Annotated in this window: 25 protein-coding genes; 6 read left to right on the forward strand and 19 right to left on the reverse strand. The window is 58.3% G+C overall.

What is annotated here, in order from left to right; translation table 11 throughout:
- Positions 1-50 precede the first annotated feature (50 nt).
- The 4 genes from M3P88_RS10955 to M3P88_RS10970 form a co-directional block, all read right to left on the reverse strand.
- Positions 51-605: a DUF1415 domain-containing protein gene (locus tag M3P88_RS10955; protein WP_249616074.1), complete on the reverse strand. Its 555-nt coding sequence runs from the start codon at positions 603-605 to the stop codon at positions 51-53.
- A gap of 220 nt (positions 606-825) precedes the next feature.
- On the reverse strand, positions 826-1,917 hold the full coding sequence (locus M3P88_RS10960) for a polyamine ABC transporter substrate-binding protein (RefSeq protein WP_249616075.1): 1,092 nt from the start codon (positions 1,915-1,917) through the stop codon (positions 826-828).
- A gap of 233 nt (positions 1,918-2,150) precedes the next feature.
- Positions 2,151-3,239 carry a polyamine ABC transporter substrate-binding protein gene (locus M3P88_RS10965; RefSeq protein ID WP_249616076.1) on the reverse strand — a complete coding sequence of 363 codons (1,089 nt, stop codon included), beginning with the start codon at positions 3,237-3,239 and terminating at the stop codon, positions 2,151-2,153.
- Between the two features lie 158 nt (positions 3,240-3,397).
- Entirely contained in the window at positions 3,398-5,335 is a 1,938-nt protein-coding gene (locus tag M3P88_RS10970) for an amidohydrolase (protein ID WP_249616077.1), read from the reverse strand.
- A gap of 175 nt (positions 5,336-5,510) precedes the next feature.
- Between M3P88_RS10970 and M3P88_RS10975 the strand changes: the two genes are divergently transcribed.
- Positions 5,511-6,194 carry a TetR/AcrR family transcriptional regulator gene (locus tag M3P88_RS10975; RefSeq protein WP_249616078.1) on the forward strand — a complete coding sequence of 228 codons (684 nt, stop codon included), beginning with the start codon at positions 5,511-5,513 and terminating at the stop codon, positions 6,192-6,194.
- Between the two features lie 72 nt (positions 6,195-6,266).
- Here the strand turns inward: M3P88_RS10975 and M3P88_RS10980 are convergent, their stop codons facing one another.
- The 6 genes from M3P88_RS10980 to M3P88_RS11005 are packed head-to-tail and all read right to left on the reverse strand — an operon-like array spanning position 6,267 to position 11,475.
- Positions 6,267-7,358, reverse strand: a complete 1,092-nt coding sequence (locus tag M3P88_RS10980; protein WP_249616079.1) for a polyamine ABC transporter substrate-binding protein — start codon at positions 7,356-7,358, stop codon at positions 6,267-6,269.
- 53 nt (positions 7,359-7,411) lie between these two features.
- On the reverse strand, positions 7,412-8,812 hold the full coding sequence (locus tag M3P88_RS10985) for an NAD(P)/FAD-dependent oxidoreductase (RefSeq protein ID WP_249616080.1): 1,401 nt from the start codon (positions 8,810-8,812) through the stop codon (positions 7,412-7,414).
- Positions 8,809-9,192 (reverse strand): cupin domain-containing protein, encoded by a 384-nt coding sequence (locus M3P88_RS10990; protein ID WP_249616081.1) that lies wholly within the window; start codon positions 9,190-9,192, stop codon positions 8,809-8,811. The genes M3P88_RS10985 and M3P88_RS10990 overlap by 4 nt, the downstream gene beginning before the upstream one ends.
- Before the next feature lie 50 nt (positions 9,193-9,242).
- Positions 9,243-10,025 carry a helix-turn-helix domain-containing protein gene (locus M3P88_RS10995; RefSeq protein ID WP_249616082.1) on the reverse strand — a complete coding sequence of 261 codons (783 nt, stop codon included), beginning with the start codon at positions 10,023-10,025 and terminating at the stop codon, positions 9,243-9,245.
- Positions 10,025-10,897, reverse strand: a complete 873-nt coding sequence (hslO, locus tag M3P88_RS11000) for an Hsp33 family molecular chaperone HslO (protein ID WP_249616083.1) — start codon at positions 10,895-10,897, stop codon at positions 10,025-10,027. The genes M3P88_RS10995 and hslO overlap by 1 nt, the downstream gene beginning before the upstream one ends.
- A gap of 2 nt (positions 10,898-10,899) precedes the next feature.
- A complete protein-coding gene (locus tag M3P88_RS11005; RefSeq protein ID WP_124736299.1) occupies positions 10,900-11,475 on the reverse strand; it encodes an Ntn hydrolase family protein in 576 nt (191 codons plus the stop codon).
- Between the two features lie 106 nt (positions 11,476-11,581).
- Between M3P88_RS11005 and M3P88_RS11010 the strand changes: the two genes are divergently transcribed.
- The 3 genes from M3P88_RS11010 (at position 11,582) to M3P88_RS11020 (ending at position 14,906) form a co-directional block, all read left to right on the forward strand.
- On the forward strand, positions 11,582-12,358 hold the full coding sequence (locus tag M3P88_RS11010; protein ID WP_249616084.1) for a class II glutamine amidotransferase: 777 nt from the start codon (positions 11,582-11,584) through the stop codon (positions 12,356-12,358).
- Positions 12,359-12,492: 134 nt separating this feature from the next.
- On the forward strand, positions 12,493-14,298 hold the full coding sequence (locus M3P88_RS11015) for a putative nucleotidyltransferase substrate binding domain-containing protein (protein ID WP_249616085.1): 1,806 nt from the start codon (positions 12,493-12,495) through the stop codon (positions 14,296-14,298).
- The gene (locus M3P88_RS11020) at positions 14,298-14,906 is read left to right on the forward strand and encodes a 3'-5' exonuclease (protein WP_249616086.1); all 609 of its coding nucleotides are present in this window, start codon (positions 14,298-14,300) and stop codon (positions 14,904-14,906) included. Before M3P88_RS11015 ends, M3P88_RS11020 begins: the two co-directional genes overlap by 1 nt.
- 65 nt (positions 14,907-14,971) lie before the next feature.
- On the opposite strand, the gene M3P88_RS11025 is transcribed toward M3P88_RS11020, so the two are convergent.
- The 7 genes from M3P88_RS11025 to radC all read right to left on the reverse strand — a co-directional run bounded on the left by M3P88_RS11025 (position 14,972) and on the right by radC (position 21,040).
- On the reverse strand, positions 14,972-15,346 hold the full coding sequence (locus M3P88_RS11025) for an oxidoreductase (protein ID WP_249616087.1): 375 nt from the start codon (positions 15,344-15,346) through the stop codon (positions 14,972-14,974).
- A 122-nt stretch (positions 15,347-15,468) separates the two neighbouring features.
- Positions 15,469-16,407, reverse strand: a complete 939-nt coding sequence (gene rbsB / locus M3P88_RS11030; protein ID WP_249616088.1) for a ribose ABC transporter substrate-binding protein RbsB — start codon at positions 16,405-16,407, stop codon at positions 15,469-15,471.
- A gap of 39 nt (positions 16,408-16,446) precedes the next feature.
- On the reverse strand, positions 16,447-17,388 hold the full coding sequence (locus M3P88_RS11035) for an ABC transporter permease (protein WP_249616089.1): 942 nt from the start codon (positions 17,386-17,388) through the stop codon (positions 16,447-16,449).
- Positions 17,389-18,861, reverse strand: a complete 1,473-nt coding sequence (locus tag M3P88_RS11040; protein WP_249616109.1) for a sugar ABC transporter ATP-binding protein — start codon at positions 18,859-18,861, stop codon at positions 17,389-17,391. It abuts the gene before it with no gap.
- A 28-nt stretch (positions 18,862-18,889) separates the two neighbouring features.
- Positions 18,890-19,288: a D-ribose pyranase gene (gene rbsD, locus M3P88_RS11045; RefSeq protein WP_249616090.1), complete on the reverse strand. Its 399-nt coding sequence runs from the start codon at positions 19,286-19,288 to the stop codon at positions 18,890-18,892.
- Positions 19,285-20,178, reverse strand: coding sequence for a ribokinase (rbsK, locus tag M3P88_RS11050; protein ID WP_249616091.1), 894 nt, complete (start codon positions 20,176-20,178; stop codon positions 19,285-19,287). Before rbsK ends, rbsD begins: the two co-directional genes overlap by 4 nt.
- Before the next feature lie 184 nt (positions 20,179-20,362).
- Positions 20,363-21,040 (reverse strand): RadC family protein, encoded by a 678-nt coding sequence (gene radC / locus M3P88_RS11055; protein ID WP_249616092.1) that lies wholly within the window; start codon positions 21,038-21,040, stop codon positions 20,363-20,365.
- Positions 21,041-21,182: 142 nt separating this feature from the next.
- Between radC and coaBC the strand changes: the two genes are divergently transcribed.
- Both coaBC and dut read left to right on the forward strand, forming a co-directional pair.
- On the forward strand, positions 21,183-22,373 hold the full coding sequence (coaBC, locus tag M3P88_RS11060; protein ID WP_249616093.1) for a bifunctional phosphopantothenoylcysteine decarboxylase/phosphopantothenate--cysteine ligase CoaBC: 1,191 nt from the start codon (positions 21,183-21,185) through the stop codon (positions 22,371-22,373).
- A 10-nt stretch (positions 22,374-22,383) separates the two neighbouring features.
- Entirely contained in the window at positions 22,384-22,836 is a 453-nt protein-coding gene (gene dut, locus M3P88_RS11065) for a dUTP diphosphatase (protein WP_249616094.1), read from the forward strand.
- Between the two features lie 286 nt (positions 22,837-23,122).
- Here dut and M3P88_RS11070 read toward each other — a convergent pair whose 3' ends face one another.
- The gene (locus tag M3P88_RS11070; RefSeq protein WP_249616095.1) at positions 23,123-23,947 is read right to left on the reverse strand and encodes an ABC transporter permease; all 825 of its coding nucleotides are present in this window, start codon (positions 23,945-23,947) and stop codon (positions 23,123-23,125) included.
- Between the two features lie 3 nt (positions 23,948-23,950).
- Positions 23,951-25,213 carry an ABC transporter permease gene (locus M3P88_RS11075; RefSeq protein WP_249616096.1) on the reverse strand — a complete coding sequence of 421 codons (1,263 nt, stop codon included), beginning with the start codon at positions 25,211-25,213 and terminating at the stop codon, positions 23,951-23,953.
- Between the last annotated feature and the right edge of the window lie 67 nt (positions 25,214-25,280).

Genomic DNA, 25,280 nt, shown 5'->3' on the forward strand with positions numbered 1-25,280 from the left:
TTCATTCCCTATGCTTAGCCTAGACGAGTTCGGCGCGATCACCGCCTTGCTTACTTGCGCTCGGGCGCAGGGATGCCTAGCGCCGCCCAGCCAGCTGCCCCCATATCCTGCAGCAGGGCAATATTGCGCCGGTAGATAGCATCGGTGTCGGGCATGGCCGCGACTGCGCGCGCAATGCTGGATTCGCGTATCAGGTGCAAAGTCGGGTAAGGCGAGCGGTTGGTGTAGTTGCTGATTTCATCCGCCTCGGTACCCTCAAAACGAAAGTCGGGGTGAAACGGGGCAATCTGCAAAATGCCGTCCAGACCATGCTCGGGCAAGGCGGCATCGGCAATGTCCAGCATCTGGTTGAAGCCGTCAAAATCGGGAAACAGCGTGGGATGCACCAGCAAGGTCGTGTCGGTCTCATCGGGGCTGGCTGCAGCCAGAAAGTCGAGCTCGCGATCCAGCTCCTCCAGAAAAGCATCCAGATGCGGCGCTTGGCTGACCACGATGCGGATCTGGTTTTTCACATAAACCGATTTGGCAAACGGACACAAATTCAGCCCGATCACCGCCTTCTCCAGCCAGATGCGGGTGGCGGCAACAATCTCGTCTTGTTTCATGGTTCAGGCTCGCAAAAGCCCAGTGTACGCTGAAAAAGGCGACATTCCCGTGACGGGCTGCAGCTTATGCATGGGCAATGAACGCGGTTGATGTATCAGCCCCCTTTCCTGCCCGCCTTATGCTGGTAAAAAGAGCCGCTCGCACATGACAGAAAAACCGCCATAAAAAAACCCCTGCCGCTCAAAGACAGGGGTTGATTGGGTAGGGCAAACAGAAAGTCTAGTGTCCGGCTTTAAGATTCTGCCACAGGCGGGTATAGCCCTGAATCACCTTGGGCGGCATGGTCAGCAAGACAAAGCTGCTCTTCAGATCATCTTGGCTCGGGAAGATGGAGCGGTCGCTGACATACGCCTTGTTGACGAACTTGCGCGCGGCCAGTGAGCCAGGTGCATAGGTCACGGCATTGGCGTTATTGGCTGCAACCTTAGCATCCAAGGTGTAATTGATGAATTTAAGCGCATTATCGCTATTGGCCGAGTCTTTCGGAATCACCATGCTGTCCACCCAGACACCGGTGCCCTGCTTGGGCATCAACACCTCGATTTTTACCCCATTTTTAGCCTCGGCGGCCCGGCGCTTGGCGATATTCAAGTCTCCCGAATAGCCCATGGCCACACAGACCGAGCCCCCGGCCAACTCATTGATATAGCCGGACGACGAGAAGCGGGCATAGGACTTGCGCGCCGCCTTCAGTTGCGGCAGCAAGGCTTTGTAGTCTTCGATATTGGTGCTGTTCGGGTTTTTGCCGGCGTAATGCAGCGCCATCGGGAAAAATTCGGTTGGAGAATCCAGCACGCTGACGCCGCAGCTCTTGAGCTTGGCGACCACCTCAGGCTTGAAAATCATATCCCACGGGTTAGCTGGCAAGCTGCCGCCCAAGGCCTTCTTCACCTTGTCGGTATTAATCGCCAGCGTATTAAAGCCCCAGAAGTAAGGCACCGCGTATTTGTTGCCCGGATCGAACTGCGCCATGATGCGCATCAAATCGGGGTCAAGCTCCTTGTAGTTGGGGATCTTGCTCTTGTCTATCGGCTTGAACATGCCGGCCTTGATGCCCAGTTCCAGCGTATTGCTTGATGGCACCACCAGGTCGTAACCTGTGTTGCCGGTCATCAGTTTGGCCCGCAATACTTCATTACTGTCGTAGACGTCATAACGCACATTAATACCGGTCGCCTTCTTAAAATTAGGCACCGTATCTTCGGCGATATAGTCCGACCAGTTATAGATATTCAAAGTGCCTGCGGCGTAAACGGCCGGCGTAAACAAAGCAAGGCCCAAGGCCAGAGTGCTCAGCGGTTTGATTGTCATCTAGGTTTTTCCTTTGCCGGTACAAAAGGCCGACGGTTCTATTGCGCCGGCTCTCAGGCAAAGGCTAACCCTGATGGCATGACATGTCTAATGTTTTATTAAACACACGCCACCAGCAAGCCGCGCCAATAAAAGGCACACACTCCACAACCATTGTAAATAAAGGATTCGCACGAAAACACCCCATCAGAAAAAGATAGGGTGTTGATTTGTTTAAACAAAACAGAGGCGTCTTAGTGCCCTGACTTCAGGCTTTGCCATAAGCGGGTGTAGCCCTGTATGGTGTGCGCCGGCAACGTTTTACCGACAAAGCTACCCTTCAGATCGTCTGCGGTCGGGAAAATAGTCCGGTCATTCACATAAGCCGAATTCATGTATTGGCGCGCCGCGGGCACACCGGGCGCATACGTCACCGCGTTGGCGTTAGCCGCTGCGGTTTTCGGCTCCAGCATCGCGTTGATAAAACGGTAAGCATTGTCCACATTGACCGCATCTTTGGGGATGGCCATCACATCGACCCAAACATCCAGCCCGGATTTGGGCAACATCACCTGAATATTCACCCCGTTTTTCGCCTCGGCCGCACGGCGTTTGGCAATATTCAGATCACCGGAAAAGCCCATGGCGACACAGACCGAGCCACCAGCTAACTCGTTGATATAGCCTGACGAGGAAAAGCGGCTGTAATTGGGGCGCAGCTGCTTGAGTGCCGGCATCATGGCCTGATAGTCGGCCAGATTTTCGGTATTGGGATTCTTGCCATAGTAATGCAATGCAGCAGGAAAGAACTCGCTGGGCGAATCGAAAACACTCATGCCACAGCCCTTCAACTTGGCCGCCAGTTCGGGTTTGAATACCAGATCCCACGGATTATCAGGCAGCTTTCCACCCAGCGCCTTCTTCACCTTGTCGACATTGATGCCCAGCGTATTGATGCCCCAAAAGTATGGGATCGAGTAGGCATTACCGGGGTCAAATTGCGTCATCAGCTTCAATAGCGCCGGATCCAGGTTTTTGTAATTGGGGATCTTGCTCTTGTCCAGCGGCAAAAACATGCCGGCCTTAACGCCCAGCCCCAGCGTATTGTGCGATGGCACAACGATGTCGTAACCGGTTTTTCCGGTCATCAGTTTGGCGCGCAACACCTCGTTGCTGTCATAAATGTCGTAGCGCACCTTGACCTTATTGGCCCTCTCGAACGCCGGAACCGTCCCCTCGGCAATGTAATCCGACCAGTTGTAAATATTGAGCGTGCCGGCTGCCTGCGCCAAGGGCATCGTCAGCAGCAGGCTTAGGCTGATTACCGTAGTGATGGTCTTCATCTTGTTTCTCCAGTCGCTTTGCAATTTAAAGCACCTCTAAACCGGGCGCATTGATTCGGACATGACCGCAGCACTAGACAACAAAGCCGGCCGGAAAAAGCGCCGGCCGGTCGAGCACACGCCATGACAGAATGATCACGACTAAGGCATGAGTTGCCTTATTTCTTGCGGTACACCACCTTGCCCCTGAATACGGTCATATCGACCTCGGTATCGGCAATTTTCTGCGCTTTACCTGCGGCGACCAGATCAAACAGATTCTGGTTCAACACGATAAAGTCAGCTGACTTGCCCCGCTCCAGCGAACCGGTCACCTGCTCCTGACGCACCGCGCGCGCACCATTGATGGTGTAGGCCGCCAGCAGGTTCTGCAAAGAAGTACGCTCGTGCGCGGTATAGCCCGTGTCACCGTTATCCACGCTCGAACGGGTCACGCCGGTTGCAATATTCACGAACGGGCGCGGGTCGCGGCTATCGACCGGGGCATCACTGCCAGCGACCAGCACCGCGCCCTCCTTGCGAGCCGACTCGACCGGATAAAAAGCCTGTTTCACATAGCCTACAGGGTCGTACAGCACATCCATGATGGATTGCCCCTTCTTGCTAGGCTGGATAAATGGTGTCACCAGCAGGTCGTAAGCGATGGAGGGTGAAGTCCAGGCATAGGTAAAGGTCAGAAACACGCCCAGCTTGCCAAGGCGGATCTGGTCTGCCGGTGCCACCATCTGCAAGTGTGCAATGGTATGCGGAATTTTGCTGTTGCCATTGCGGTCCCGCGCTGCTTGCAGTGCATCGACCGCCACCTGGGTGCTGCGGTCACCAATGCTGTGCATATGGACACTGAAACCGTCTTTGTCCAGCGCGCTCACATAGTTCGCCAGATCTTCGGCCTTGTAATTGACGATGCCCTTATTGCCCGAGTCTTCGCTATCCGCCTCAATCGTAGTGGTATCGCTGGCCGGGTCATACTGAAGATGCGGTGTTTGGTAGTTATGGATCATGCCGGCATTCGGTGCGACCGGTGGGTTACTGAACGGATCCCCCTCCAGCACGCCATCGACAAAAATCTTGACCGCATCCGCCTTAATCAGCGGATTACCGGCAAAGGCGCTACGCGCCTCGTTTGCCTTTTTCAGGTGCCCCGGAATATCCACCACGCCGGCGTAATCATCCATATTGAAACAGGTGGCTGCCGTCACGCGCATATTCAGCAAATTTCGCTTTTGCATGCTCAGGTAACGGTCGCGAACGAAATCATTGGCGCAGGCGTCCTGAATGCCGGTAATGCCACGCGACGCCATCATCTCGGACACTTTGGGCAGAATGGCCTCGTACAGTTGTTCGGCTTCTTTACCGTTAGCACTGAGTACACCGGTGTCCGGTACCGGAATGGTGGCACGGGCATCCTCGCGAACCACCCCGCTATCAAGATTGACATAGGGGGCAAACGCCTCAAATACACCGCCTTTGGCCAAGGTTGCCGCACTAAAGCCAACCGTATTGCCATCCTTGTCCTGCGCCATGGCCAGCGCTGCCGAGTTGTACGCGCTGGCATGCCCGTCCACCCCGGCCAGCATGACCGGATTATTAGGCGCAGCAGCATCCAGCGCCTGCCTGACATTCTGGTAATTGGCGGTGACATTATTACCCTCGTATGGCGACCACTGGTTTACCACCAGCCAGTCCCCAGCCTTGGGCGCGTACTTGGGCAAACAACTCTTGGCCTTGTCCGCCAGCTCATCCAGCGTCACTGCCTTGCCGTCGATGTCGCACATATCCAGCGCCACCGTACCCATGGCGTGAATATGATTGTCATGCAGGCCGGGCAGCACCATCTTGCCGCCCAGATCCACTACCGGGTAACCACGGCGCTTATACAGCTCGGCGTCGGCCCGGCTTCCCACCTGTATAAGCTGCCCATCCTCTACGACAAAGGCGTCGGCTATCGACTGTTTTTCATCCTGCGTATACACCTTACCGTTGATATAGATGGTGCCCTCTTGAGGCTGGCTACTCCCGCCCGAACTGCTGCAACCGGCCAGCAACGCTAACCCCAACATCATGGCCTGCTGGCCACCTGCTACGCTCTTCAACATCTCTCTCCTCCATTATTTGACGGCGGTATTTGTTGTGATTATCGCCACCTCTCCTTTATCGCAGTCTTTGCTAAAAATTGCAGCAATTGCTGCAATAAATGAAAAGCAGTGTAGTTGCCGCACCACAGCCCCCCCCCTTATAGTGTTGCCATTCCATTGCCGGCCTCGAGTTCTTATGCCAGACACCCCGCCTCCCATCCCCGGGCTTCCCGATAGCTTGCGCATGCGCCGCGAACCGCAGCAGCAGCGCACATGGGAGACTGTTCAGAAAATCGAGCAGGCGACACTTGCCTTGCTGGCCGAGCAGGGTTTTACCGCACTGAACACCAACGCGATTGCCGAGCGCGCCGGCGTCGGCATCAAGTCGCTCTATCACCTGTTCCCCAATAAGGAGGCCATCATCTGCCGGCTGGCGGCAGCGTGGCTGTCGGCGGTGCGAGAAGCGCAGGAGAAAATCAGGACGCAGGATCTGGACTGGCCCGCCACCTTGCAGGCGCTGGACAGTGCGCTGGATGCGCTGGATGCGCACTTTGTCGGTCATGGTGCGCTATGGCGCGCCATGGATCTGATCCCAGCCCTGCAGGAACTTGAACTTGCCCACGAGCGCGAGCAAATACGCTTTTGGAGCGAGCGTTTCCGCCACTTCGGCTGCCGCTGGCCCGAGGCAGACCTGATCGCCCTGATCACTTCGTTCTACCGCAGCTTTGATGTCGCCAAGCAATGCGCGAAGGAAACAGGAGACAGTGGCCACCCGTTATGGCTATTGCACCGGTTTTGGCTGGAACGCCTGATCGCAACCGCCATCAGCGAACCTGACCCGGCAAGCACCTTGCAAAAGTTGGCGGCAGGCGGCAACTGACTCTGCGCTTGGGTATAAAAAAGCCACGACATTGCGTCGTGGCTTTAGATGGCATGCCATGGCCAGAAAAATCTACTTACCCGCCTTTAGTTTCTGCCACAAACGGGTATAGCTGCGTATCGTTTCCGGCTGCAGTGCCACTGTCACAAAGCTGCCTTTAAGCGCGTCTGCCGGTGGGAACAGCACAGGCTCGGACACCAGTACCTTATCGATATAAGGTTTGGCCGCAGCGACACCCGGCGCATAGCTGACAAAGTTGGCATTAGCTGCCGCCGTTTTCGGTTCCAGCATCGCATTGATAAAACGATGGGCTTGCGCCTGATTGGCCGCGCCTTTGGGAATGGTCAGGCTGTCGACCCAGATATTGAGTCCACGTTTGGGCATCAACACCATCAACTGCACGCCATTGCCGGCCTCGGCGGCACGCTTGCGCGCAGTGTTCAGGTCACCCGAGTAGCCCATGGCCACACATACCGAACCATCGGCCAGTTCATTGGTGTAACTGGAGGAGTTGAACATGCGATAAGACTTGCGTGCTGCCTTCAGCGTCGGCATCAGCGTCTCGTAATCGCTGACTTGATTACTATTGGGGTTTTTTCCTGCCCAATGCAAAGCAGAAGCAAAGTACACGCCGGCAGAGTCCAGTACGCTGACACCACAGCCCTTCAGTTTCGCCACGACCTCCGGCTTGAAAACCAGGTCCCACGGATTATCCGGCAGCTTGCCCCCCAGCGCCTGCTTGACCTTGGGCACATTGATGCCGACCGTATTCAGCCCCCACAGATACGGCACTGCATAGCGGTTGCCCGGATCAAACTGCTCCATCAGCTTGAGCAATTGCGGGTCGAGGTGTTTCCAGTTGGGCAGCTGGCTCCGGTCCAAAGGCTCGAACATGCCGGCCTTGATTCCCATATCCACGGTGTACTGGGTCGGCACTACGATGTCGTAGCCGGTATGGCCGGTCATCAGTTTGGCACGCAGCATTTCATTGCTGTCATATACGTCGTAGCGCACCTTGATTCCGGTCGCCTTCTGAAAGGCCGGCACCGTACCCTCTGCGATATAGTCGGCCCAGTTGTAAACATTGAGTTTGCTATCCGCCTGCGCTGTTGCCATGCCGCCGGCCAGCACTAAAACAGGTACGCACCACTTAGCTACTGTCATCCCGTATCTCCTGCAGAAACAATCGAAAAATGCCTGTTGCCAGAGCTGTCTCTTCAATGCATCAATCCTTCCAGCGCATCGGCAGCGGCACCGACCAGCCGGCGCAAACTGGCAGGTATGTCCTGCCGGTCTGCAAGTGCATCGTCCAGTACAAATGCCGAACGGATGGCGTGATAGCCCAAGTAACGTAGCGGCTCGGGCTCCCAGCGGCGCAGGCTGGACAATCCCGCCTCCCCCTTTACCCAGCGCTGGCGCGTCAACAAGGTTTCACGTTCCCCAATCAGGTCGGCCAGCGTGCGCCCCATCAGGTTGCTGGTTCCCACCCCTTCGCCACCATAACCACCGGCGCATGCCACGCCCCGGCTACGATCCCGCAGGGCAAACGGCGTAAAGCCGCGCGCCAGCCCCAGCGTGCCGCCCCAGGCGTAGGCGATCCCCACCTCTTGCAGTTGCGGAAAAAATTGCCGCATCAGTTCAGTGCGCTGTAAGAATTCATCGTCTTGCGGATCGAAGTCCCAGCGCGGCCGGCCGGCAAAGCGGTAGCCGCCACGGGCGCCAAACAGCAAACGTCCGTCTGCGGTGCGCTGTCCATACGTCACTCCGCGCGACAGATCGGAAAAAGCCGCCCGACCGGCCAGGCCTATCGTGTCCCATTGCGCAGCAGACAAAGGTTCGGTCGCGATAATCAGACTTTGTGCCGGCTGCACCCGTCCTTTCAGTTCTGCCAGCGTGCTACTGGCGCCCTCCAGTGCCGGCACAATCCAGCGCGCCCGCACCTCGCCACTTGCCAGACGGACCCGGCCTTTGCCAAAACCCGCTACCGGGCACGCCTCGTGTACACGCACGCCCATGCGCCGCACGGTCAGCAGCAGGCCCTGCACCAGTTTCAAGGGATGCAAGGTGGCGCAATGCGGCGAAAAAACGGCGCCTTGGCCATCGGCGATGTGTAGCTGTGCGGCCAGTTCGCTTGCAGACAACCAGCGAAAATCGGCATCGCGGTGCCCTACCCGATGCAGTTCGCTCAACCAGGCGCGCGCACGCCGTGCCTGCGCCACGCCACGGGCCGCATACAGCACGCCACCATGGGCCAGATCACAGTCGATTTGCTCGCGTGCACAGACGGCCTTCACCTCGTCGACCATGCCGTACAAAAGCGGGCGCGTCGCTTCTTGCGCGTCTTCATCCAGGCCCGCTAGCCACGTATCCTGTCCGGCCATACCGCCGATCAGCCAGCCGCCATTGCGCCCGGAGGCACCAAAACCGGCATGCGCCGCCTCGAATACCTGCACCTGCAGTGCCGGGTCCTGCCGCTTCAGGTAATAGGCCGTCCACAAACCGGTGTAGCCAGCCCCGATAATGGCCACATCGCAATCCTCCGCAATGGAAGGCAGGGAAGAGGCTGCTGCAACTGGCAAGCCCCCCTGCCACAGACAACTTGCGGGCAGACGGCTCATGCGCCCTCCCATTGCACAGCGGGCAACATCGGCAACATCATGAAAAACTTGCGCACCGGCTCAAGCGATGTCCAGCTTCCTTCAAAGCCAGGCTCCAGCAAAAAGGCATCACCTGCGCCGAACTCAATGCTGCACCCAGCCCTATCGCCTATCCGTACCCGCCCGCTGAGCAATAGGCAAAATTCATACTCATCAGGCAAAAACTTGTGCTTGCTATAGTCGTCGGAAGCCCAGATGCCGGCACGACCGGCCAGATGCTCAAACAAGGGCCACAGCCGTAACTCGGGCCTGCCATCCAACACCAGCGCCGGTGCATCGTAGTAATGCTCAGCCTCGCTGGTCGCAGCCCGGTGCAACACCCTGACAAAATCCGGCAGCATTTCTCGCCCCCCGCAGTCGTTTAAACATGCGGCAATACTAAGGGTGGGCTTTATCTTTTGTCGTGCGTACGGGACCGCTCGAAATCGGCTGCGGAAAAATAGCGTTGCACCGTGGTGCCGGTAGCTTGGCGAAAGGCTTTATAGAAAGTAGAAATGGAGGAAAAACCGGCAGATAGCGCCATGTCCATGGCAGACGCAGGGCGTGCACTTGCCGGCAGCGCCAACAGATGGTCGATGCGCGCACGTGCAAGGTAAGCATAAAAGGTGACACCCAACACATGGTTGAGCGCATGGGAAATCTGGTTGCGGGTGTAACCACTGGCTGTGGCCACCGCCGCCAGATTGAGCTCGGGATCAAGATAGGGATGGTGGCGGCTGAAATAGTCCTCAAGGTCGGCCACCAGCCGCGTCAGACGCAAGGGCGACAGGCCGATGCGACCGGCCCCTTGTGCGGCACTGTTGCCGGCGACCACGCAGTACTCCTTCACTTCGATGATCAGGCCATCTTGCACCCGGATCACTTCGCTGCCGTGAAAGCGCGTCAGCCGCCCCCGCACCATACGGCTTTTCACCGTATAGCAATACTGCAAAAAAGCGCAGTCGCCATCAACGCGGATGCGGTCGGTGTGGGCCAGCGACTCATTAGTGCCTGATGGCAGGCTGTCGAGCACATAGTCGCGCAGCCCGCCAAGCGTAATCAGGCTACGGCCGTGAAAGTCGTGGTAGCGTACCTCGGGATGATACAAAGCCATCACCGCATCCACATCCAACGCCTTCCACGCATGGTGATAGCGCTCGACCACGACACGCGTGACAGCGCTATCGTCTGCCATCAGTGGCGCGCCTCGCGCACTGCGTGCACCACATCGGTGTGAAACAGGGCATTGACGTCGTCTTCGTCGAACACATATTGCTGGTTACAGAATTCGCAATGAATCTCGATGGAGCCCTGCTCCAGAATCACATTGGCCACTTCTTCGCCACCGAGCATCTTCAGCATATCGCCGACCCGCTCCTGGCTGCAGTTGCAGGCAAAGGCCAGCGTCTCGGCATCAAACAGGCGCACTTCGTCGTCGTGATACAGGCGGTGCAGGATTTCGGTTGCCGGCAACTCAAGCAGCTCCTCGCCCTTAAGCGTGGAAGCCAGGGTCTGCACATGATTCCAGCCTTCGGCATCGCCATGCCCTTCCGGCAGGCGCTGCAGCAACATGCCGGCGGCGGAGCCTGCATCGGCAGCCAATACCAGCTTGGTATCCAGTTGCTCGGAGCGCTGCATATAGTTTTCCAGCATCTGGGCCAGGCTGTCGCCTTCCAGCGCAACAATACCCTGCCACGGCTGCCCTTCTTTCGGGTCCAGCGTAATCACGAACTGGGCGCCGACGCCAACCAGTTCGGCGAGCAATGCGCCGTCCTTCACCTCGTCCCACTTGGCGGTCGCGCGCAAAGTACGGTCGGCATTGCTTTCGACCACCGCCAGCTTGAGCGCGCCCTTGCCCTGAATCTGCATAATCAGCGTGCCGTCAAACTTGAGGTTGGCCGCCAGCAAGGCGGAGGCCGCCATCATCTGCCCGACCAGATCGCGTACCGGAGCCGGGTAATGGCGGCGCGACAGCACCGCCTGCCAGGCGTCGTCCAGCCTGACCAGCGCACCGCGCACCGGTGCGTCGTCAAAAATAAAGCGCTGCAGGGTATCGGTTTGGTTCATGGTTATTCCTTGCCTAGCGTAAAAGTGTAAAGCGACATCGGCAGCGCCGACGAGAGATCAAACTCGCAGCCGGCCATAATGCCGCGCTCGGCGATCTGTGCCGCAGTCAATTCGTCCTGATAACAGTTGTACATCGCCCCCATGGCGTAAGCGCGGCCCGAGCCTATTGCCCAGTAGCGTGAAAACTCGTATACCTCGCGCATCGGATACACGCCGAAAATGCCGTGACTATTGGCCAGCAGCAGCATCATATGGCTGGACTCGTACGGGTCGTCTTCTTCCTCGTCCGGCTTCAGGAAAAAATTGTCCTTCAGCTTGGGGTGCAGTTTGCGGAAGGTCTCGAAAATGCCGGCACGCGAACTCAAATCGCGCGTTTTCAGGCTTCTGAGCGCATTTTGCAAGACCAGATCATGCGCAGCCGAGCCGGCGATGGCGAAATGGTGCTCGCCAATACGAAAAATCTTGTCGTGAAAACGATCGTAGCCGGCGAGCAGTTTCTGGTCGTCGCCAAACGTAGTCTGGCTATCGGCCGCAATCGCAACCTCGTTCCCTTTGCGCACTACCACAATGGTGGTCATAGGCTCACCTTAAGCTGCGACAAAAGCGGTAAGATTAAGGCCAAACCGCCAAATTACAAGGGTAAGCGCTTCTTAAACAGCCTGCCCGCCAGACGGAACCCGCCTTATGTGCCAGCTGCTTGGAATGAATTGCAATACCCCGACCGACATTCTGTTTTCCTTCGAAGGCTTTCACCGCCGCGGCGGACTGACCGACCACCATGCCGATGGCTGGGGTATCGCCTTTTTCGAGGGCGCGGGCGTGCGCCTCTTTATCGACGACAAACCGTCCAGCGATTCACCGGTTGCCGATTTGGTGCGCCGCTATCCGATCAAGTCGAAAAACGTGATCGCCCATATCCGCAAGGCCACCCAAGGTGAAGTTCGTCTGGAAAACTGCCACCCCTTTGTGCGCGAAATGTGGGGGCAATACTGGATTTTTGCCCACAATGGCGACCTTAAGGCATTTAACCCGGCCAAGGGCAGCCATTATCAGGCGGTCGGCAGCACCGATTCGGAACGCGCCTTCTGCCATATCCTCGAACAATTGCGCCAGCGCTGGGACAGCGTCCCCGAAGCGGAACAACTGTTTGACGAAGTGGCACGCCTGAGCGCCGAAATCCGCGCACACGGCACATTCAATTTCATGCTCTCCAACGGCGAATGGCTGCTGGTTCACTGCACCACCCAATTGCACTATATCGTACGTCAGGCACCGTTCAATACCGCGCATCTGGTCGACGACGATGTCAGCGTCGACTTTTCCACGCTCACCACCGCACAGGATCGCGTGGCCGTGATTGCAACCTTGCCACTCACCGACAACGAAGTCTGGACCGCACTGGCGCCTGGTGAATTACTGATGTTGCGTGACGGCGCACCACTATTCAGCCACCGCAGTTAAATACCCTCCCCTTCAGGTCGGGCAGCCGCCCGGCCTGTCTGTTGCAGGCGACCTACACTCGCCTTGCAGCGCAGTAGCCCTAAGGGCGGCACGGGCTTATGCTAAAGCCATAGAAAATCCGACCCGAGACCCGTATGAGCCGCTTCGACTTCAGCCACCCGCCCTTTGACAGCCTGACGGCCTGCGAACAACAGTCGCTGGAAGCATGTGTCGACATTGCTTTTTTTGCCGACGACGACGAAATCATGGGGCCGGGCAAGCCGGTTGACACGCTGTGGGTGGTGATCAAGGGCATTGTGCGCGAGATGGCCGGCGAGGAGGTGATCGGCGTTTATCGCGAGCGCGATACTTTCGATGCGCGGGCGCTGATCGCCGGTGAAACACAAAACCGCTTTGTCGTGCATGAAGAAGCCCTGCTCTACGCCATCCCGCGCGCGCAACTGATGGAGCTGACCGGGCGTAACCTGCGCTTTGGCGCCTATTTCTACGCCAGCGTATCGCACAAGCTGGCCGCCCTCTCGGAGCGCCCCGGTCAGCGGGAACTGCAGACCCTGCTTACCGCACGCGTGCGCGACGTGCGTCTGCGCGAACCGGTCAAGGTCGATGGCAGCACGACCTTGCAGCAAGCGGCCGAAACCATGAAAACCCAGCGGGTCAAGTCGCTCCTGGTACAAGATGGCACGCGGCTGGGCATTTACACCACCACCGATTTTCGCGACGTCATCATTCATGGCACGCCCTATCACACCCCGCTTAGCGAACTGGGGCAATTCCAGCTGATGAGCGTGGACATCGACGACTTCCTGTTCAACGCGCTGTTGACGATGACGCGCAACAATATCCGCCGTCTGGTGGTCACTGCAGAGGGGCAAGCCGTCGGCATCCTGTCCCAGGTCGATGTGCTGTCCTATTTCTCCAACCATTCCCATCTGATCGCCCAGCGCATCGAGCGCGCGCAAAATCTGGATGAACTGGCCGATGCCGCCGGCCAGATTACACGCCTGGTACGCATTCTGTCCGGACACGGCGTCAAACCGCCACAGCTCGCGCGACTGGTGCAAACGCTGAACGCGCGCCTGTTCGAGCGGGCATGGCAGATGCTGGCGCCAACGGCACTATTGGAAAACAGCTGCCTGATCGTGATGGGCTCGGAGGGCCGCGGCGAGCAAATCCTCAAGACTGATCAGGACAACGCGCTAATCATCCGCGACGGCTTTCCCCAGGATGGCATCGCCGAGATATGCGATGCTTTCTCGGGGGCACTGGCGCGCTTTGGCTACCCGCCATGTGCCGGCGGCATCATGCTCAGCAATCCTGCGTGGCGGCTGGATCAAAGCGAGATGCAGGCGCGCATCCAGCAATGGACATTCCAGCCGGACAGCGCCGCGCTGATGAATCTCGCCATCTTTGTGGATGCCGAAGCCGTCGCCGGCGATGCCAGCTTATTAAAAACAGCACACGAGGTGCTGCAGCAGGCCATTGCCGATGATGCCGCGTTCTATGCCCGCTTCGCCCGCGCTATTGAACAGTTCGACACTCCGCTCGGACTGTTCGCCCAGTTACTGACTCGCGAAGCGGATGGAGAGGCCGTACTGGATCTGAAAAAGGGCGGCATCTTCCCTATTGTGCACGGCACGCGTGCACTGGCACTGGAAGCCGGCATCCACGAAACCAACACGCTGGAACGCCTGTCTGCGCTGACAAGTAAAGGCCTGCTCGAACAAGAGTTGTCGCACGATCTGGCCGAGGCACTGACCTTCCTGATCGGCATCAAGCTGAGCGCGGGGCTGGATGCACTGGAAGAAGGACGGCAGCCGGATAACCTGATTGCACCTTACCGCCTGTCTACGCTGGAGCGCGACCTGCTGAAAGATGCCTTTGCCGTGGTCAAGCGCTATAAGAGCATGTTGCGCCACCACTTCAAACTGGGGAGTTTCTGATGCTGGCCGCCCTGACCCGCCGCTGGCAAAAGAGCCGGCTCACCGACCCGCGCTATGCCGGCCTATTCGATGCGCACCCGGATGAAATCGTCAGTGTGGACTGTGAAACCACCAGCCTCGATGTGGCCGAAGCAGAGCTGCTTTCAATCGGCGCGGTCAAAATCCGCGGCAACCGCATCCTGTCCAGCGAGTCGCTTTATTTGCTGGTCAGGCCGGAAAAACGCCCCGATGCGGGCAATGTCAGCGTACACGGCTTGCGCCCGCGCGATGTCGGCGAGGGCATGGCGCCGGCCGATGCCGTATTTCGCCTGCTGGACTTTATCGGCGGACGGCCACTGGTCGGCTACTACCTCGAGTACGACATGGCCATTCTCAACAAATACGTGAAGGGCTTGATCGGCTGTGCCCTGCCTAACCGCAGGATAGAGATTTCGGGCCGCTACTACGACTACAAACTCAAGCAGCAACCGGACAGCCATGTCGATCTCAGGCTACAGACCCTCGTCGACGATTTGAAAGTGCCGGCGCTGCCGCGCCATGATGCACTCAATGATGCCATCACCGCCGGCATGCTCTATCTGGCGCTTAAACGGCGCGGCTTTGGCTAAACGCAAGCCATCGTTTTAATGGCCGCAGGCTTTGCCGATGCGGCCATTTTTACCGCATCGCCGGCTCAATAGCCGGTCTCGGCATGTGCGCTTTGTACCAGCTCTCCTGCCCCCAGCGACATCATCAGCAAGGCAACCCGCTCGTGCACAATAACAGTGTGTGCATTGCCGCTCTCCTGCATCAGCGTACGCAGGCGCTCGCGTACCACCGGCGCGCCAGTTACATCGATGATGATGTCCACCATGGGCAAGGCTCGCACCAGCGCTTCGAAGTCGTGACTTACTGCGACCTGACGCTCACGCGCGAGTGCAATGCCTGGCAGGGCAAGATCAAGATCGGCCACGGCATGCACCTCCACAAAGGGTGCATCCAGTAGCTGGCGCAGCAGCGGGGTACCGGTCTCGCCGGCGCCAATCATCAGTACGGAAATCTTCTTCATCGGACTGCTCTTCACTGGGGGAAAAGCAGCAGCATGCCAACAAAACCCATATAACATATTGCGCCAAGTCAAAAATAATGGCACCTCGCGGGTGCCATTATTTTGCCAAGAGAGAAACAAGCTTATTGCTTGATCAGCTCCAGCGGTACCGGTACGTATTTGTCCACGCTTTGGCCATCGATGATCTTCTTGGCCGTTTCCACGCCCATCTTGCCAATCAGCTCAGGCTTCTGCGCCACGGTTGCCGCCATGCGGCCGGCTTTGACGGCGGCGACAGCATCGGCGGTCGCATCAAAACCAACGACGACAACGCCCTTGCGGCCGGACGAATCCAGCGCCTGCAATGCACCCAGTGCCATTTCGTCGTTATGTGCAAACACACCGGCAACATTATTCTGGCTTTGCAGGATGTTTTCCATCACGCTCATGCCGCGGGCACGGTCAAAGTCAGCCGGCTGTTTGGCCACGACCTTGATGCCGGTTTCCTTGTCGATGACGTTATGGAAGCCCTTGCCGCGCTCGCGTGCGGCAGAAGCACCGGCAATCCCTTCCAGCTCGACCACATTGCCCTTGCCAGCCAGTTTTTCCTTGATGAATCCGGCAGCCATTTCGCCACCTGCCACGTTGTCGGACGCGATATGCGCAGCGACATCGCCGCCATCAATCGAGCGGTCCAGCGTGATCACCGGAATACCGGCGGCATTAGCTGCCTTAACCGCCGACAGTACGGCCGCGGAGTCGGTTGGGTTGATCATGATGACCTTGACCTTCTTCTGGATCAGGTCTTCGATACTGGCAATCTGCTTGGCCGGATCATCCTGCGCATCCACCGCCACCAGATTCAACCCCAGCGCCTTGGCTTCTTCTTCGGCACCATGCTTCAGCGAGACGAAGAACGGGTTGTTCTGGGTCGAGACGGCCAGACCTATGCTAGGCGCGCCCGACTCGGTTGCCGGCGCGGAAGCATCCGCCACACTGGCTTCAGGTCCCTGCTTGCTGCAGCCGGTAGCCAGGACGGCAAGCAGTGCCGTACCCAACAGCGATTTCAGTAGCGTATTCATGCTCTATTTTCCTTGTGACTTGGTATGGATTTTATTGCGTCAGCGCGCCGCACGACGGTCAAGCAACACCGCCAGCAGAATCACCGCACCCTTGATCACCTGCTGGTAGAAGGACGAAACCTCCAGCAGGTTCAAACCGTTGTTGAGCACGCCAATCAGCAAGGCGCCGATCAAGGTGCCGACAATCCAGCCGCGACCGCCGGCCAGACTGGTCCCCCCCAACACCACCGCAGCAATGGCATCCAGCTCATAGCCGGTACCGGCCGTAGGCTGGGCCGAGTTCAGACGCGAGGTCAGAATCAGACCGGCCAACGCCGACAAGAAACCCGAGATCGCATAGATCATGATCTTGACGCGGTCTACATGGACGCCGGAAATGCGCGAGGCTTCTTCGTTGCCGCCAACTGCATACACATGACGGCCAAAGGCGGTGCGCTTAAGGATGAACCACAACACGCCAAAGGCGATGAACATGGTGATCACCGGCATCGGCACCAGCGCGCCCAGATAGCCGTTACCCAGCATAAAGAAGAAGTCACTGTCGACGCCGGTCACCGGACGGCCACCGGTATACACCAGCGCCAGTCCGCGGAAGATCGTCATCGTAGCCAGCGTCACGATAAATGGCGCCAGCTTGCCCTTGGTAATGGCCAGACCGTTGAAAGCCCCCATCAATGCGCCACAGGCCAGACCCGCGAAGGTCGCCAGCACCGGGTCGGTGCCCGAAGCCATCAGCCCGGCAGTGACCGCGCCGGACAAGGCCAGAATGGCACCCACCGACAGGTCGATACCGCCGGACAGAATGACAAAAGTCATACCGAAGGCGATCAGCGCATTGATGGACACCTGACGCATGACATTCAGCAAGTTGCCGACGGTGAGGAAGTTGTCGCTCATAATGGCGAGCACGACACACAGACCGACCAGGCCCAACAACGGCCCTAGTTTGTGCAGCAGTTTTTTGGTTTGACTGACGGCCACTTAATACCCTCCGGTAGCCAGATGCATGATGGATTCCTGGCTGGCACCGGCAGTGGCAAGCTCGCCTGCCATCCGCCCTTCGTGCATCACCAGGATACGGTCGGAAATCCCCAGCACTTCAGGGAGTTCGGAAGAAATCACCACCACCGCCACGCCCTCGAAGGCGAGCTGGTTGATGATGTGGTAGATCTCGGCCTTGCCGCCGATATCGACGCCACGGGTCGGCTCGTCGAGAATCAGCACGCGCGGCTTAAGGTTGAGCCACTTGGCCAGTACGACCTTTTGCTGGTTACCACCGGACAGCGACTGCACTTCCAGTTCGGCGTCGCGGGTTCGGATTTTCAGCATATCGATGCAGCGTGCAACCAGGCTCTTCTCTTCGCTACGCGACACGATGCCGCTACGGCCATGGGTCGGTACCGCCGACAAGGTGATGTTCTCGCGCACCGACAAACCCAGCACCAGACCCTGCGCCTTGCGGTCTTCGGTAACGAAACCGACGCCGTAGCCGATGGCATCGGCCGGCTTATTGATGCGCGCCTCCTTGCCGTCGACAAAGATCTTGCCGGACAGTCGCTTGTTCAGGCCAAACAGGGTGCGGGCAATCTCGGTGCGCCCTGCCCCCATCAAGCCGGCAATCCCCAGCACTTCGCCTGCGCGCACGGCAAAATTGATGCCGGCAATATTGCCTTCGTCACACAGGTTTTCCACCCGCAAGCGCTCGGCGCCATGGCTGACTTCGCGCTTGGGAAAGCGCTCGCCCAGTTCGCGCCCGACCATCATCTGCACTACATGGTCAAGCGAGGTGTCGGCAATGCGTTCGGTACCGACAAACTCGCCATCACGCAATACCGAAATACGGTCGCACAAGGCAAAGATTTCTTCCATGCGGTGCGATACATAAACGATGCCGACGCCGTCGGCACGCAGCTCGCGGATCACGGCGAACAGGGCATCGATTTCGCGCTCGGACAGCGCAGCAGTCGGCTCGTCCATAATCAGTACGCGCGCATTCAGCGACAATGCACGGGCAATCTCGACCATCTGCTGCTGACCGATAGACAGGCTGCCGACCTCGGCATCCGGGTCCAGATCCACAGCCAGACGCGACAGGTATTCTTTCGCCAGCGCCCGCATGCGCCTGCCGTTAAGGATGCCGCTAAACCCCAGTGTCTGTTCGCGCCCGAGAAACAGGTTCTCGGCCACCGACAGTTCGGGGATCAGATTCAGCTCCTGATGCATGATGGCAATGCCCAGCGCCTCCGCCTGTCTGGGGTTGCGAATATCCACAGTTTCGCCAGCCACCCGGATAGCACCTGCATCGGCCTGATACAGACCGGTCAGGATCTTCATCAAGGTGGACTTGCCGGCGCCGTTCTCGCCCATCAGCGCATGGATTTCTCCGGCCGACAAAGAAAAAGCCACGTCTTTCAGTACCGTCACCGGCCCGAAAGACTTGGCAATACCGCTCATTTCTACCAGCGTGCTCACACTATCATCCTCAGAAAACCACGCCGGAATACAGAATCACATTGGCGTAAGGGCTGGCTTCACCGGTACGGATCACGGCACGCGCCTGGCGCGTCAGCGTCTTGAAGTCGGCATGACTGACCAGACGCACCGGAATACCGCCCTCGGCCAAGGCATCGATCTGGCCGGCCAGAGGCGGGTTGGCCGCGCGGATTTCCTTAGCCATCAGCGCATGCTCAACCTGCATTTCCGACAACACCACCGTCAGCGTATCGGTAAAGGAAGGAATGCCCTGCGTTAACGCCAGATCGATACGCTCGACGCCGGCCGGGATAGGCAGGCCGCAATCGGCGATCACAATCGCGTCACCATGACCGAGTTCGGCCAGCACTCTTGCGAGCTGTGCATTCAGGGTTCCGGTCTTTTTCATGCAACATCCTTGAGAAAAGCGTCGAGTTCATCCTGATGCGGCATGCCGCCTTGCGCTCCCAGGCGCGTCACCGACAAGGCGGCGGCCGCACAAGCCATGCGCATGGCAGGCTTCAAACCCAAAGGCAGATAAGTCGCCAAGGCGGCATTAAAGGTATCCCCTGCACCCGTGGTATCCACCGCCGAAACGGTAAAGCCTGGCTGGTGCACGAATGCGCCATCGGCGGCAACATGGTAAGCACCATGCTCGCCCTTGGTCATCACCACCTTGCCCGGCAGACGCTCCAGCATGTCCGGGAATGGCGTTGAGCCAGCATCCATCACGATAGACAGCTCGTGCTCGTTAGGAGTGAGATAGCTCACTTCATCCAGCAAAGCCGGCGGCAAATGTACGGCCGGTGCTGGGTTCAGGATCAACGGCACGCCATGTTTTTTCGCCAGCGCAGCCGTGGCGGCAACTACGGCCAACGGCACTTCCAGCTGGGTCAGCACCACATCGGCAGCGGCAATTTCGGCTTCGGCTGCCGCAACATGTTCGGGCGTCAGTGCATGGTTGGCACCGGCAATCACAATAATATTGTTTTCGGCACCACTGACCGTGATGCAGGCGACACCGCTGGCGATGCCTTCAATCGTGTGGACATGGCGCGTATCGACGCCTTCCTTGTTCAGCCCGGCGACAAGGTCGCGGCCAAACAGATCGGAGCCTACGCAGCCCACCATGACGACTTCGGCACCCAGACGGCTGGCCGCCACGGCCTGATTCGCCCCTTTCCCGCCGGGAAAGGTCGCAAAGCGCTCGCCACTCAAGGTCTCACCCGGTGCGGGGAAACGCGGAGCCAGCGCTACAAGATCCATATTGATACTGCCAACTACAACCAGCTTGGGCATAACCTCTCCCTGTTCATCTGATAGGTTCGGGTTGAGGGTAAAAGCTAAAGGGGCGAATATTAAGATATTATTAATTTCATGCCAATCAAAAAGCAGCATTTAAGCGCAATGATTCGCATATAACGCAAGTATTTGCACTCTATTTAAGAAGCACTCGGCCAAATAGAGGCGTTTTTGCTCCCACTCAGGCCAAGCCGCCCTCTTCTGCCAAGGAAGTGGCATGGGCTGCGGTCACCACAAAATGGTCGAGCAAAGCAATATCGACCAGCTCGAGCGCCGACTTAAGCGTTTGCGTCAGCGCCCTGTCTGCCATTGAAGCCTCGGCCCGGCCAGACGGATGGTTATGCGCCACGATCAGGGCCGCTGCATTATGAAACAGGGCACGGCGCACAATCTCGCGCGGATAGACACGCGTCTCGGTCAGCGTGCCGCGAAACACTTCCTCCATCGCAATCACCTGATGCTGTGCATTAAGAAACAGCGCAACAAACACCTCAATATCGCGCGAGCCGATGGCCAGACGCAGATAACTGCGCACATCGGCGGGGCTACTCAAGGCGTCGCGCCTGGCAAGCGACTCGGCCAGCGCCCGTTGCGCCATCTCCTTGACCGCCATCAGTTGCGCATACTTGGCCAGCCCCAACCCCGGATGGCGGACAAATTCGCTTTCACTGGCGGCAAACAAGGCCGAAATAGAGCCGAAATGCAGCAACAAGCGCTGGGCCAGCGCCACCGCCGATACCCCAGCCATGCCGGTGCGTAAAAAAATAGCCAAAAGCTCGGCATCCGACAAAGCCGCCGCGCCGCGCAACAGCAATTTTTCCCGCGGCCTGTCGTCGGCCGGCCAGTGGGCGATAGACATGATGCAGCTCCACAAAGGCAATACCGTTTATTTGTAGCAGGCGCAGCCAAGCCCATGTCATCAAGCATCCAAGCGGCAACATATTTCATGGCGAAATCCGGTAAACTTGCTCCCATTACTTCCCTAAAAAAGCAGACCACGCATGACTGCCAAACGCATTCTGCTGGGCGTCACCGGTGGCGTTGCCGCCTACAAGGCCGCCGAGCTCACTCGCTTATTCGTCAAGGCCGGCCACCGGGTAGAAGTGGTGATGACCCAAGCCGCCACCCGCTTTGTGACACCACTCACCTTTCAGGCCTTGTCTGGACACGCCGTCTACACCGATTTATGGGATGAAAGACCGGCCGGCGGCATGGCCCACATCGACCTCTCCCGTCGCGCCGACCTGTTCCTGATCGCGCCGGCCAGCGCCGACACGCTGTTCAAGCTCGCACACGGCGCCTGCGACAACCTGCTCTCCACCCTGGCCGCCGCCCGCACCTGCCCTTTGGCCGTTGCGCCGGCCATGAATCGCCAGATGTGGGAAAACGCGCCTAATCTGCGCAATGTCGCCCAACTCAAAGCCGATGGCGTGGCCATCTTCGGCCCGGCATCCGGTTCACAAGCCTGCGGCGAAACCGGTGCCGGACGCATGCTGGAAGCGGAAGAAATTTTCGAACTGGCACTGGGACTGTTTGAACACAAACAGCTGGCCGGGCAACGGGTATTAATCACCGCGGGCCCGACTTATGAGCCGATAGACACCGTACGCGGCATTACCAATATCAGCTCGGGCAAGATGGGCTATGCACTGGCGCGCGCCTGTCGCGATGCCGGTGCCGATGTGACACTGGTATCCGGCCCGACCGGCATGCCCGCGCCGCTAGGACTGACCCGCATCGATGTACAAAGCGCGCGCGAGATGTACGACGCGGTACTGGCACATGCCGGGCAATGCGATGTCTTTATCGGTGTGGCGGCGGTCGCCGACTACCGCGTCAAAAACCGTGCCGCGCACAAGATCAAGAAGGGTGATGGCGCACCGGCTCTGGAACTGGAAGAAAATCCCGACATTCTGGCCACCATCGCCGCCCTGCCCGCCGCGCCATTTTGCGTGGGCTTTGCCGCAGAAAGCCAGAATCTGATTGCGTTTGCCGATGCCAAGCGCCGGCGGAAAAAGCTGCCCTTGCTGGTGGCCAACCTCGCCCAGCATGCCATGGGCGCAGACGGCAATGAAGTCACCCTGCTGGACGACGCCGGCGAGCACCCTCTGCCCCATATGAATAAAGCGGATGTCGCCCGCGCCATTGTGCAGCATCTGGCCAGCTTGCTGGCCCAAACCAAAAACCAATAAGGACAACACCATGCCATCCGTTATCGACGTCAAAATTCTGGACGCGCGCCTGCAGCAAAATTTGCCGGCTTACGCCACCCCCGGCTCCGCCGGTCTGGACCTAAGAGCCGCCATTGATCAGGATCTGCATATCCAGCCTGGCGAAACCCGGCTGATTCCGACCGGCATGGCGATCCATATCGCCGACCCGGGCCTTGCCGCCATGATCCTGCCGCGCTCGGGGCTGGGGCATAAGCACGGCATTGTGCTGGGCAATCTGGTCGGCCTGATCGACTCCGACTATCAGGGACAGTTGTTTGTCTCGGTATGGAATCGCGGACATGAAGCTTTTTGTCTGACACCGCTGGAACGCATCGCCCAGATGATCATCGTGCCGGTGGTGCAAGCCAGATTTAATATCGTTGAGGAATTTGGCGACTCCGAACGCGGCGAAGGCGGCTTTGGCAGCACAGGCAAACATTAAGCCGGTAAAAATACTGACAGCCCGGTCGGGCTGTCTATACTGGCTAGGCCGCCTAAGCGGTGACGGATAGGAAAGGAAGGCGTTGTTGTGATCAGGTTGCGCGTAGTGCTGGCCGCAATGCTTGTGCTGTTTGCAGGTGTTGCCGTATCGGGATGCGCACACATGGACCCTCAACCAGTTAATTGGAGTACGGGCGGAGGCCCTGACAATCCTAGCTGAGGCAGAATCTGCCATCCCTTTGTAACTTCTCCCGCCATGGCCGCCCTCAGGGGCGGCCATCTGGTTTTTAGTGCTGCAAAGTACGGATGCGCTCGGCGCGGCCGCGCAGCCACTCCAGCGTCAACAGGAGTGCAATCGAAAACAAAATCAGCACCGTGGCTGCCGCAGCAATGGCCGGGCTGATGTTTTCCTTGATTCCGCTAAACATCTGCCGTGGCAGGGTAACCTGCTCGGGCCCCGCCAGAAACAAGGTCACCACTACTTCGTCAAACGATGTGGCAAAGGCAAACAGCGCCCCGGAAATCACCCCCGGTGCAATCAGCGGCATCACCACGCGACGGAAAGTCGTCAGCGGCCCAGCGCCCAGATTGGCGCTGGCCTTCATCAGGTTGACATTGAAACCCTTAAGTGTTGCCGATACGGTAATCACCACAAAAGGCACGCCCAGTGCGGCATGCACCAGGATCAGGCCGAAGTAGTTATTGGTCAGTCCCAACGGCGCCATAAAGAGATACGCGCCCACGCCGACAATCACCACGGGTACGACCATGGGCGAAATCAGGATACTCATAATCAGCGACTTGCCGGGAAACTCGCTACTGGTCAGTCCGACTGCCGCCAGCGTACCTAACGCGGTTGCAATCAGGGTGGCGGCCGGCGCCACAATAAAGCTGTTCATCAATGCCCGCGTCCACTCCCCGCTGGTAAAAAACTCCTCATACCAGCGCAAGGACCATGCCTTAACCGGATAGACCAGAAACGAATCGGCAGAAAACGAAAGCGGGATAATCGCAAGCAGTGGGCTCACCAGAAACAGCAGCACCAGAATATTAAAGCCGCGAAACAGATAGAACCAGACTCTTTCCACAGGGGATGCGTAACTTGGCAACATGGTTTACCCCAGACTTAAGCGGTTAGCGCCGACCAGCCGGCTATACAAGCCGTACAGCAGCAAGGTGGCCAGCAGCAGCAAAGAACCCAAGGCCGCAGCCATGCCCCAGTTAATCGTCACATTGGTGTAAAACGCGACGTAATAGCTGACCATCTGCTCCTGCGGACTCCCCAACAGCGCAGGCGTGATGTAGTAGCCTATGCACATGATAAAGACCAGCAAGGCGCCGGCAGCCACCCCGGCAATGGTTTGCGGAAAGTAGATTTTCCAGAAAGCGGCAAACGGATGGTCCCCCAGCGAGATCGCTGCGCGCATATAGCTAGGCGGTATGCTTTTCATCACGCTATAAGCCGGCAAAATCACAAAGGGCAGCAGGATATGCACCATGGCGATGTAGACCCCGGTGCGATTGAATGCCAGCTCCAACGGCGCATCCACGATGCCCAGCCAGAGCAGAGCGCCATTGACCAGCCCTTCGGACTGCAATAGCACGATCCACGAGGCCACCCGGACCAGCACCGAAGTCCAGAACGGTAGCAACACCAGAATCATCAGCAGATTGCTCTTGCGGGTCGGCAAAGTAGCCAGCCAGTAAGCCAGTGGATAGCCCAGCGCCAGACACCACACGGTGACCCAGAAGCTCATCCACAAGGTGCGGCCGAAAATCGACAAAAAAGCGCGCTCCTCTTCGGGCACCCGTTGCACACGCCCATCGGCGCCCTGCCTCAGATCCAGCGAACTCAGCAGATAGTAAGGCGTCCAGTGCTGGCCATTGCGCGCAATGATTTGCCAATGCGAGGCATCCCCCCAGCGCTCATCCAGCGCAATAAAAGCAGTACGCGCATCCTGGCCGGCCTCCAGCGTCAACGGCATCTGCCGTGCCGATTTTTGCAATAAAGAGCGAAAACCGCTGGCTTCCATATTCAGCCGCTTGCCCGCTACCGATACGGTTTTCGCCGCTTGCGCACGCGCAAGATCACGGGCCAGGGCTTCATACACGGTCACCGCTGGCAGGCTCTTGCCATCCCACGACTGCAGCGTCTGGCTGGTTTCAGCCAGCACGCTGACGACTTCCGGGTTATCGACGCTGCGTGTCAGCAAGGTTGCAATCGGCACCAGAAAGGTCAGCAACAAAAACAGCGCCAGCGGCAACACCAGCAACAAAGCCTTGAACTGGCGCATACGCCGCTGCTGCTGCAAGCGTGTCTTGAGCGGCACGCCATCTGCCGCCGTAAGCGGCGTATTCATGGAAAAGCTTTCAGACATGGAAATACCCGACAGGATGGGTGCCTTAACGGCACCGCCAAAACGGCCGCAGCCTATGCTGCGGCCA

The sequence above is a fragment of the Craterilacuibacter sp. RT1T genome, assembly GCF_023502145.1.
Classification (GTDB): Bacteria; Pseudomonadota; Gammaproteobacteria; order Burkholderiales; family Chromobacteriaceae; genus Craterilacuibacter.

Excerpts from the sequence above, each read along its gene's own strand:
- M3P88_RS11025 (WP_249616087.1), bottom strand. The coding sequence starts at position 15,346 with ATGAAGAAGATTTCCGTACTGATGATTGGCGCCGGCGAGACCGGTACC.
- coaBC (WP_249616093.1), top strand. The coding sequence starts at position 21,183 with ATGACTGCCAAACGCATTCTGCTGGGCGTCACCGGTGGCGTTGCCGCC.
- M3P88_RS11070 (WP_249616095.1), bottom strand. The coding sequence starts at position 23,947 with ATGTTGCCAAGTTACGCATCCCCTGTGGAAAGAGTCTGGTTCTATCTG.
- rbsB (WP_249616088.1), bottom strand. The coding sequence starts at position 16,407 with ATGAATACGCTACTGAAATCGCTGTTGGGTACGGCACTGCTTGCCGTC.
- M3P88_RS10975 (WP_249616078.1), top strand. The coding sequence starts at position 5,511 with ATGCCAGACACCCCGCCTCCCATCCCCGGGCTTCCCGATAGCTTGCGC.
- M3P88_RS10995 (WP_249616082.1), bottom strand. The coding sequence starts at position 10,025 with ATGGCAGACGATAGCGCTGTCACGCGTGTCGTGGTCGAGCGCTATCAC.
- M3P88_RS11020 (WP_249616086.1), top strand. The coding sequence starts at position 14,298 with ATGCTGGCCGCCCTGACCCGCCGCTGGCAAAAGAGCCGGCTCACCGAC.
- dut (WP_249616094.1), top strand. The coding sequence starts at position 22,384 with ATGCCATCCGTTATCGACGTCAAAATTCTGGACGCGCGCCTGCAGCAA.
- M3P88_RS10965 (WP_249616076.1), bottom strand. The coding sequence starts at position 3,239 with ATGAAGACCATCACTACGGTAATCAGCCTAAGCCTGCTGCTGACGATG.
- M3P88_RS11040 (WP_249616109.1), bottom strand. The coding sequence starts at position 18,861 with ATGAGCGGTATTGCCAAGTCTTTCGGGCCGGTGACGGTACTGAAAGAC.
- M3P88_RS10955 (WP_249616074.1), bottom strand. The coding sequence starts at position 605 with ATGAAACAAGACGAGATTGTTGCCGCCACCCGCATCTGGCTGGAGAAG.
- M3P88_RS10960 (WP_249616075.1), bottom strand. The coding sequence starts at position 1,917 with ATGACAATCAAACCGCTGAGCACTCTGGCCTTGGGCCTTGCTTTGTTT.
- M3P88_RS10990 (WP_249616081.1), bottom strand. The coding sequence starts at position 9,192 with ATGCTGCCGGATTTTGTCAGGGTGTTGCACCGGGCTGCGACCAGCGAG.
- M3P88_RS11015 (WP_249616085.1), top strand. The coding sequence starts at position 12,493 with ATGAGCCGCTTCGACTTCAGCCACCCGCCCTTTGACAGCCTGACGGCC.
- radC (WP_249616092.1), bottom strand. The coding sequence starts at position 21,040 with ATGTCTATCGCCCACTGGCCGGCCGACGACAGGCCGCGGGAAAAATTG.
- M3P88_RS11010 (WP_249616084.1), top strand. The coding sequence starts at position 11,582 with ATGTGCCAGCTGCTTGGAATGAATTGCAATACCCCGACCGACATTCTG.
- M3P88_RS10980 (WP_249616079.1), bottom strand. The coding sequence starts at position 7,358 with ATGACAGTAGCTAAGTGGTGCGTACCTGTTTTAGTGCTGGCCGGCGGC.
- rbsK (WP_249616091.1), bottom strand. The coding sequence starts at position 20,178 with ATGCCCAAGCTGGTTGTAGTTGGCAGTATCAATATGGATCTTGTAGCG.
- rbsD (WP_249616090.1), bottom strand. The coding sequence starts at position 19,288 with ATGAAAAAGACCGGAACCCTGAATGCACAGCTCGCAAGAGTGCTGGCC.
- M3P88_RS11075 (WP_249616096.1), bottom strand. The coding sequence starts at position 25,213 with ATGTCTGAAAGCTTTTCCATGAATACGCCGCTTACGGCGGCAGATGGC.
- M3P88_RS10985 (WP_249616080.1), bottom strand. The coding sequence starts at position 8,812 with ATGAGCCGTCTGCCCGCAAGTTGTCTGTGGCAGGGGGGCTTGCCAGTT.
- M3P88_RS10970 (WP_249616077.1), bottom strand. The coding sequence starts at position 5,335 with ATGTTGAAGAGCGTAGCAGGTGGCCAGCAGGCCATGATGTTGGGGTTA.
- M3P88_RS11005 (WP_124736299.1), bottom strand. The coding sequence starts at position 11,475 with ATGACCACCATTGTGGTAGTGCGCAAAGGGAACGAGGTTGCGATTGCG.
- hslO (WP_249616083.1), bottom strand. The coding sequence starts at position 10,897 with ATGAACCAAACCGATACCCTGCAGCGCTTTATTTTTGACGACGCACCG.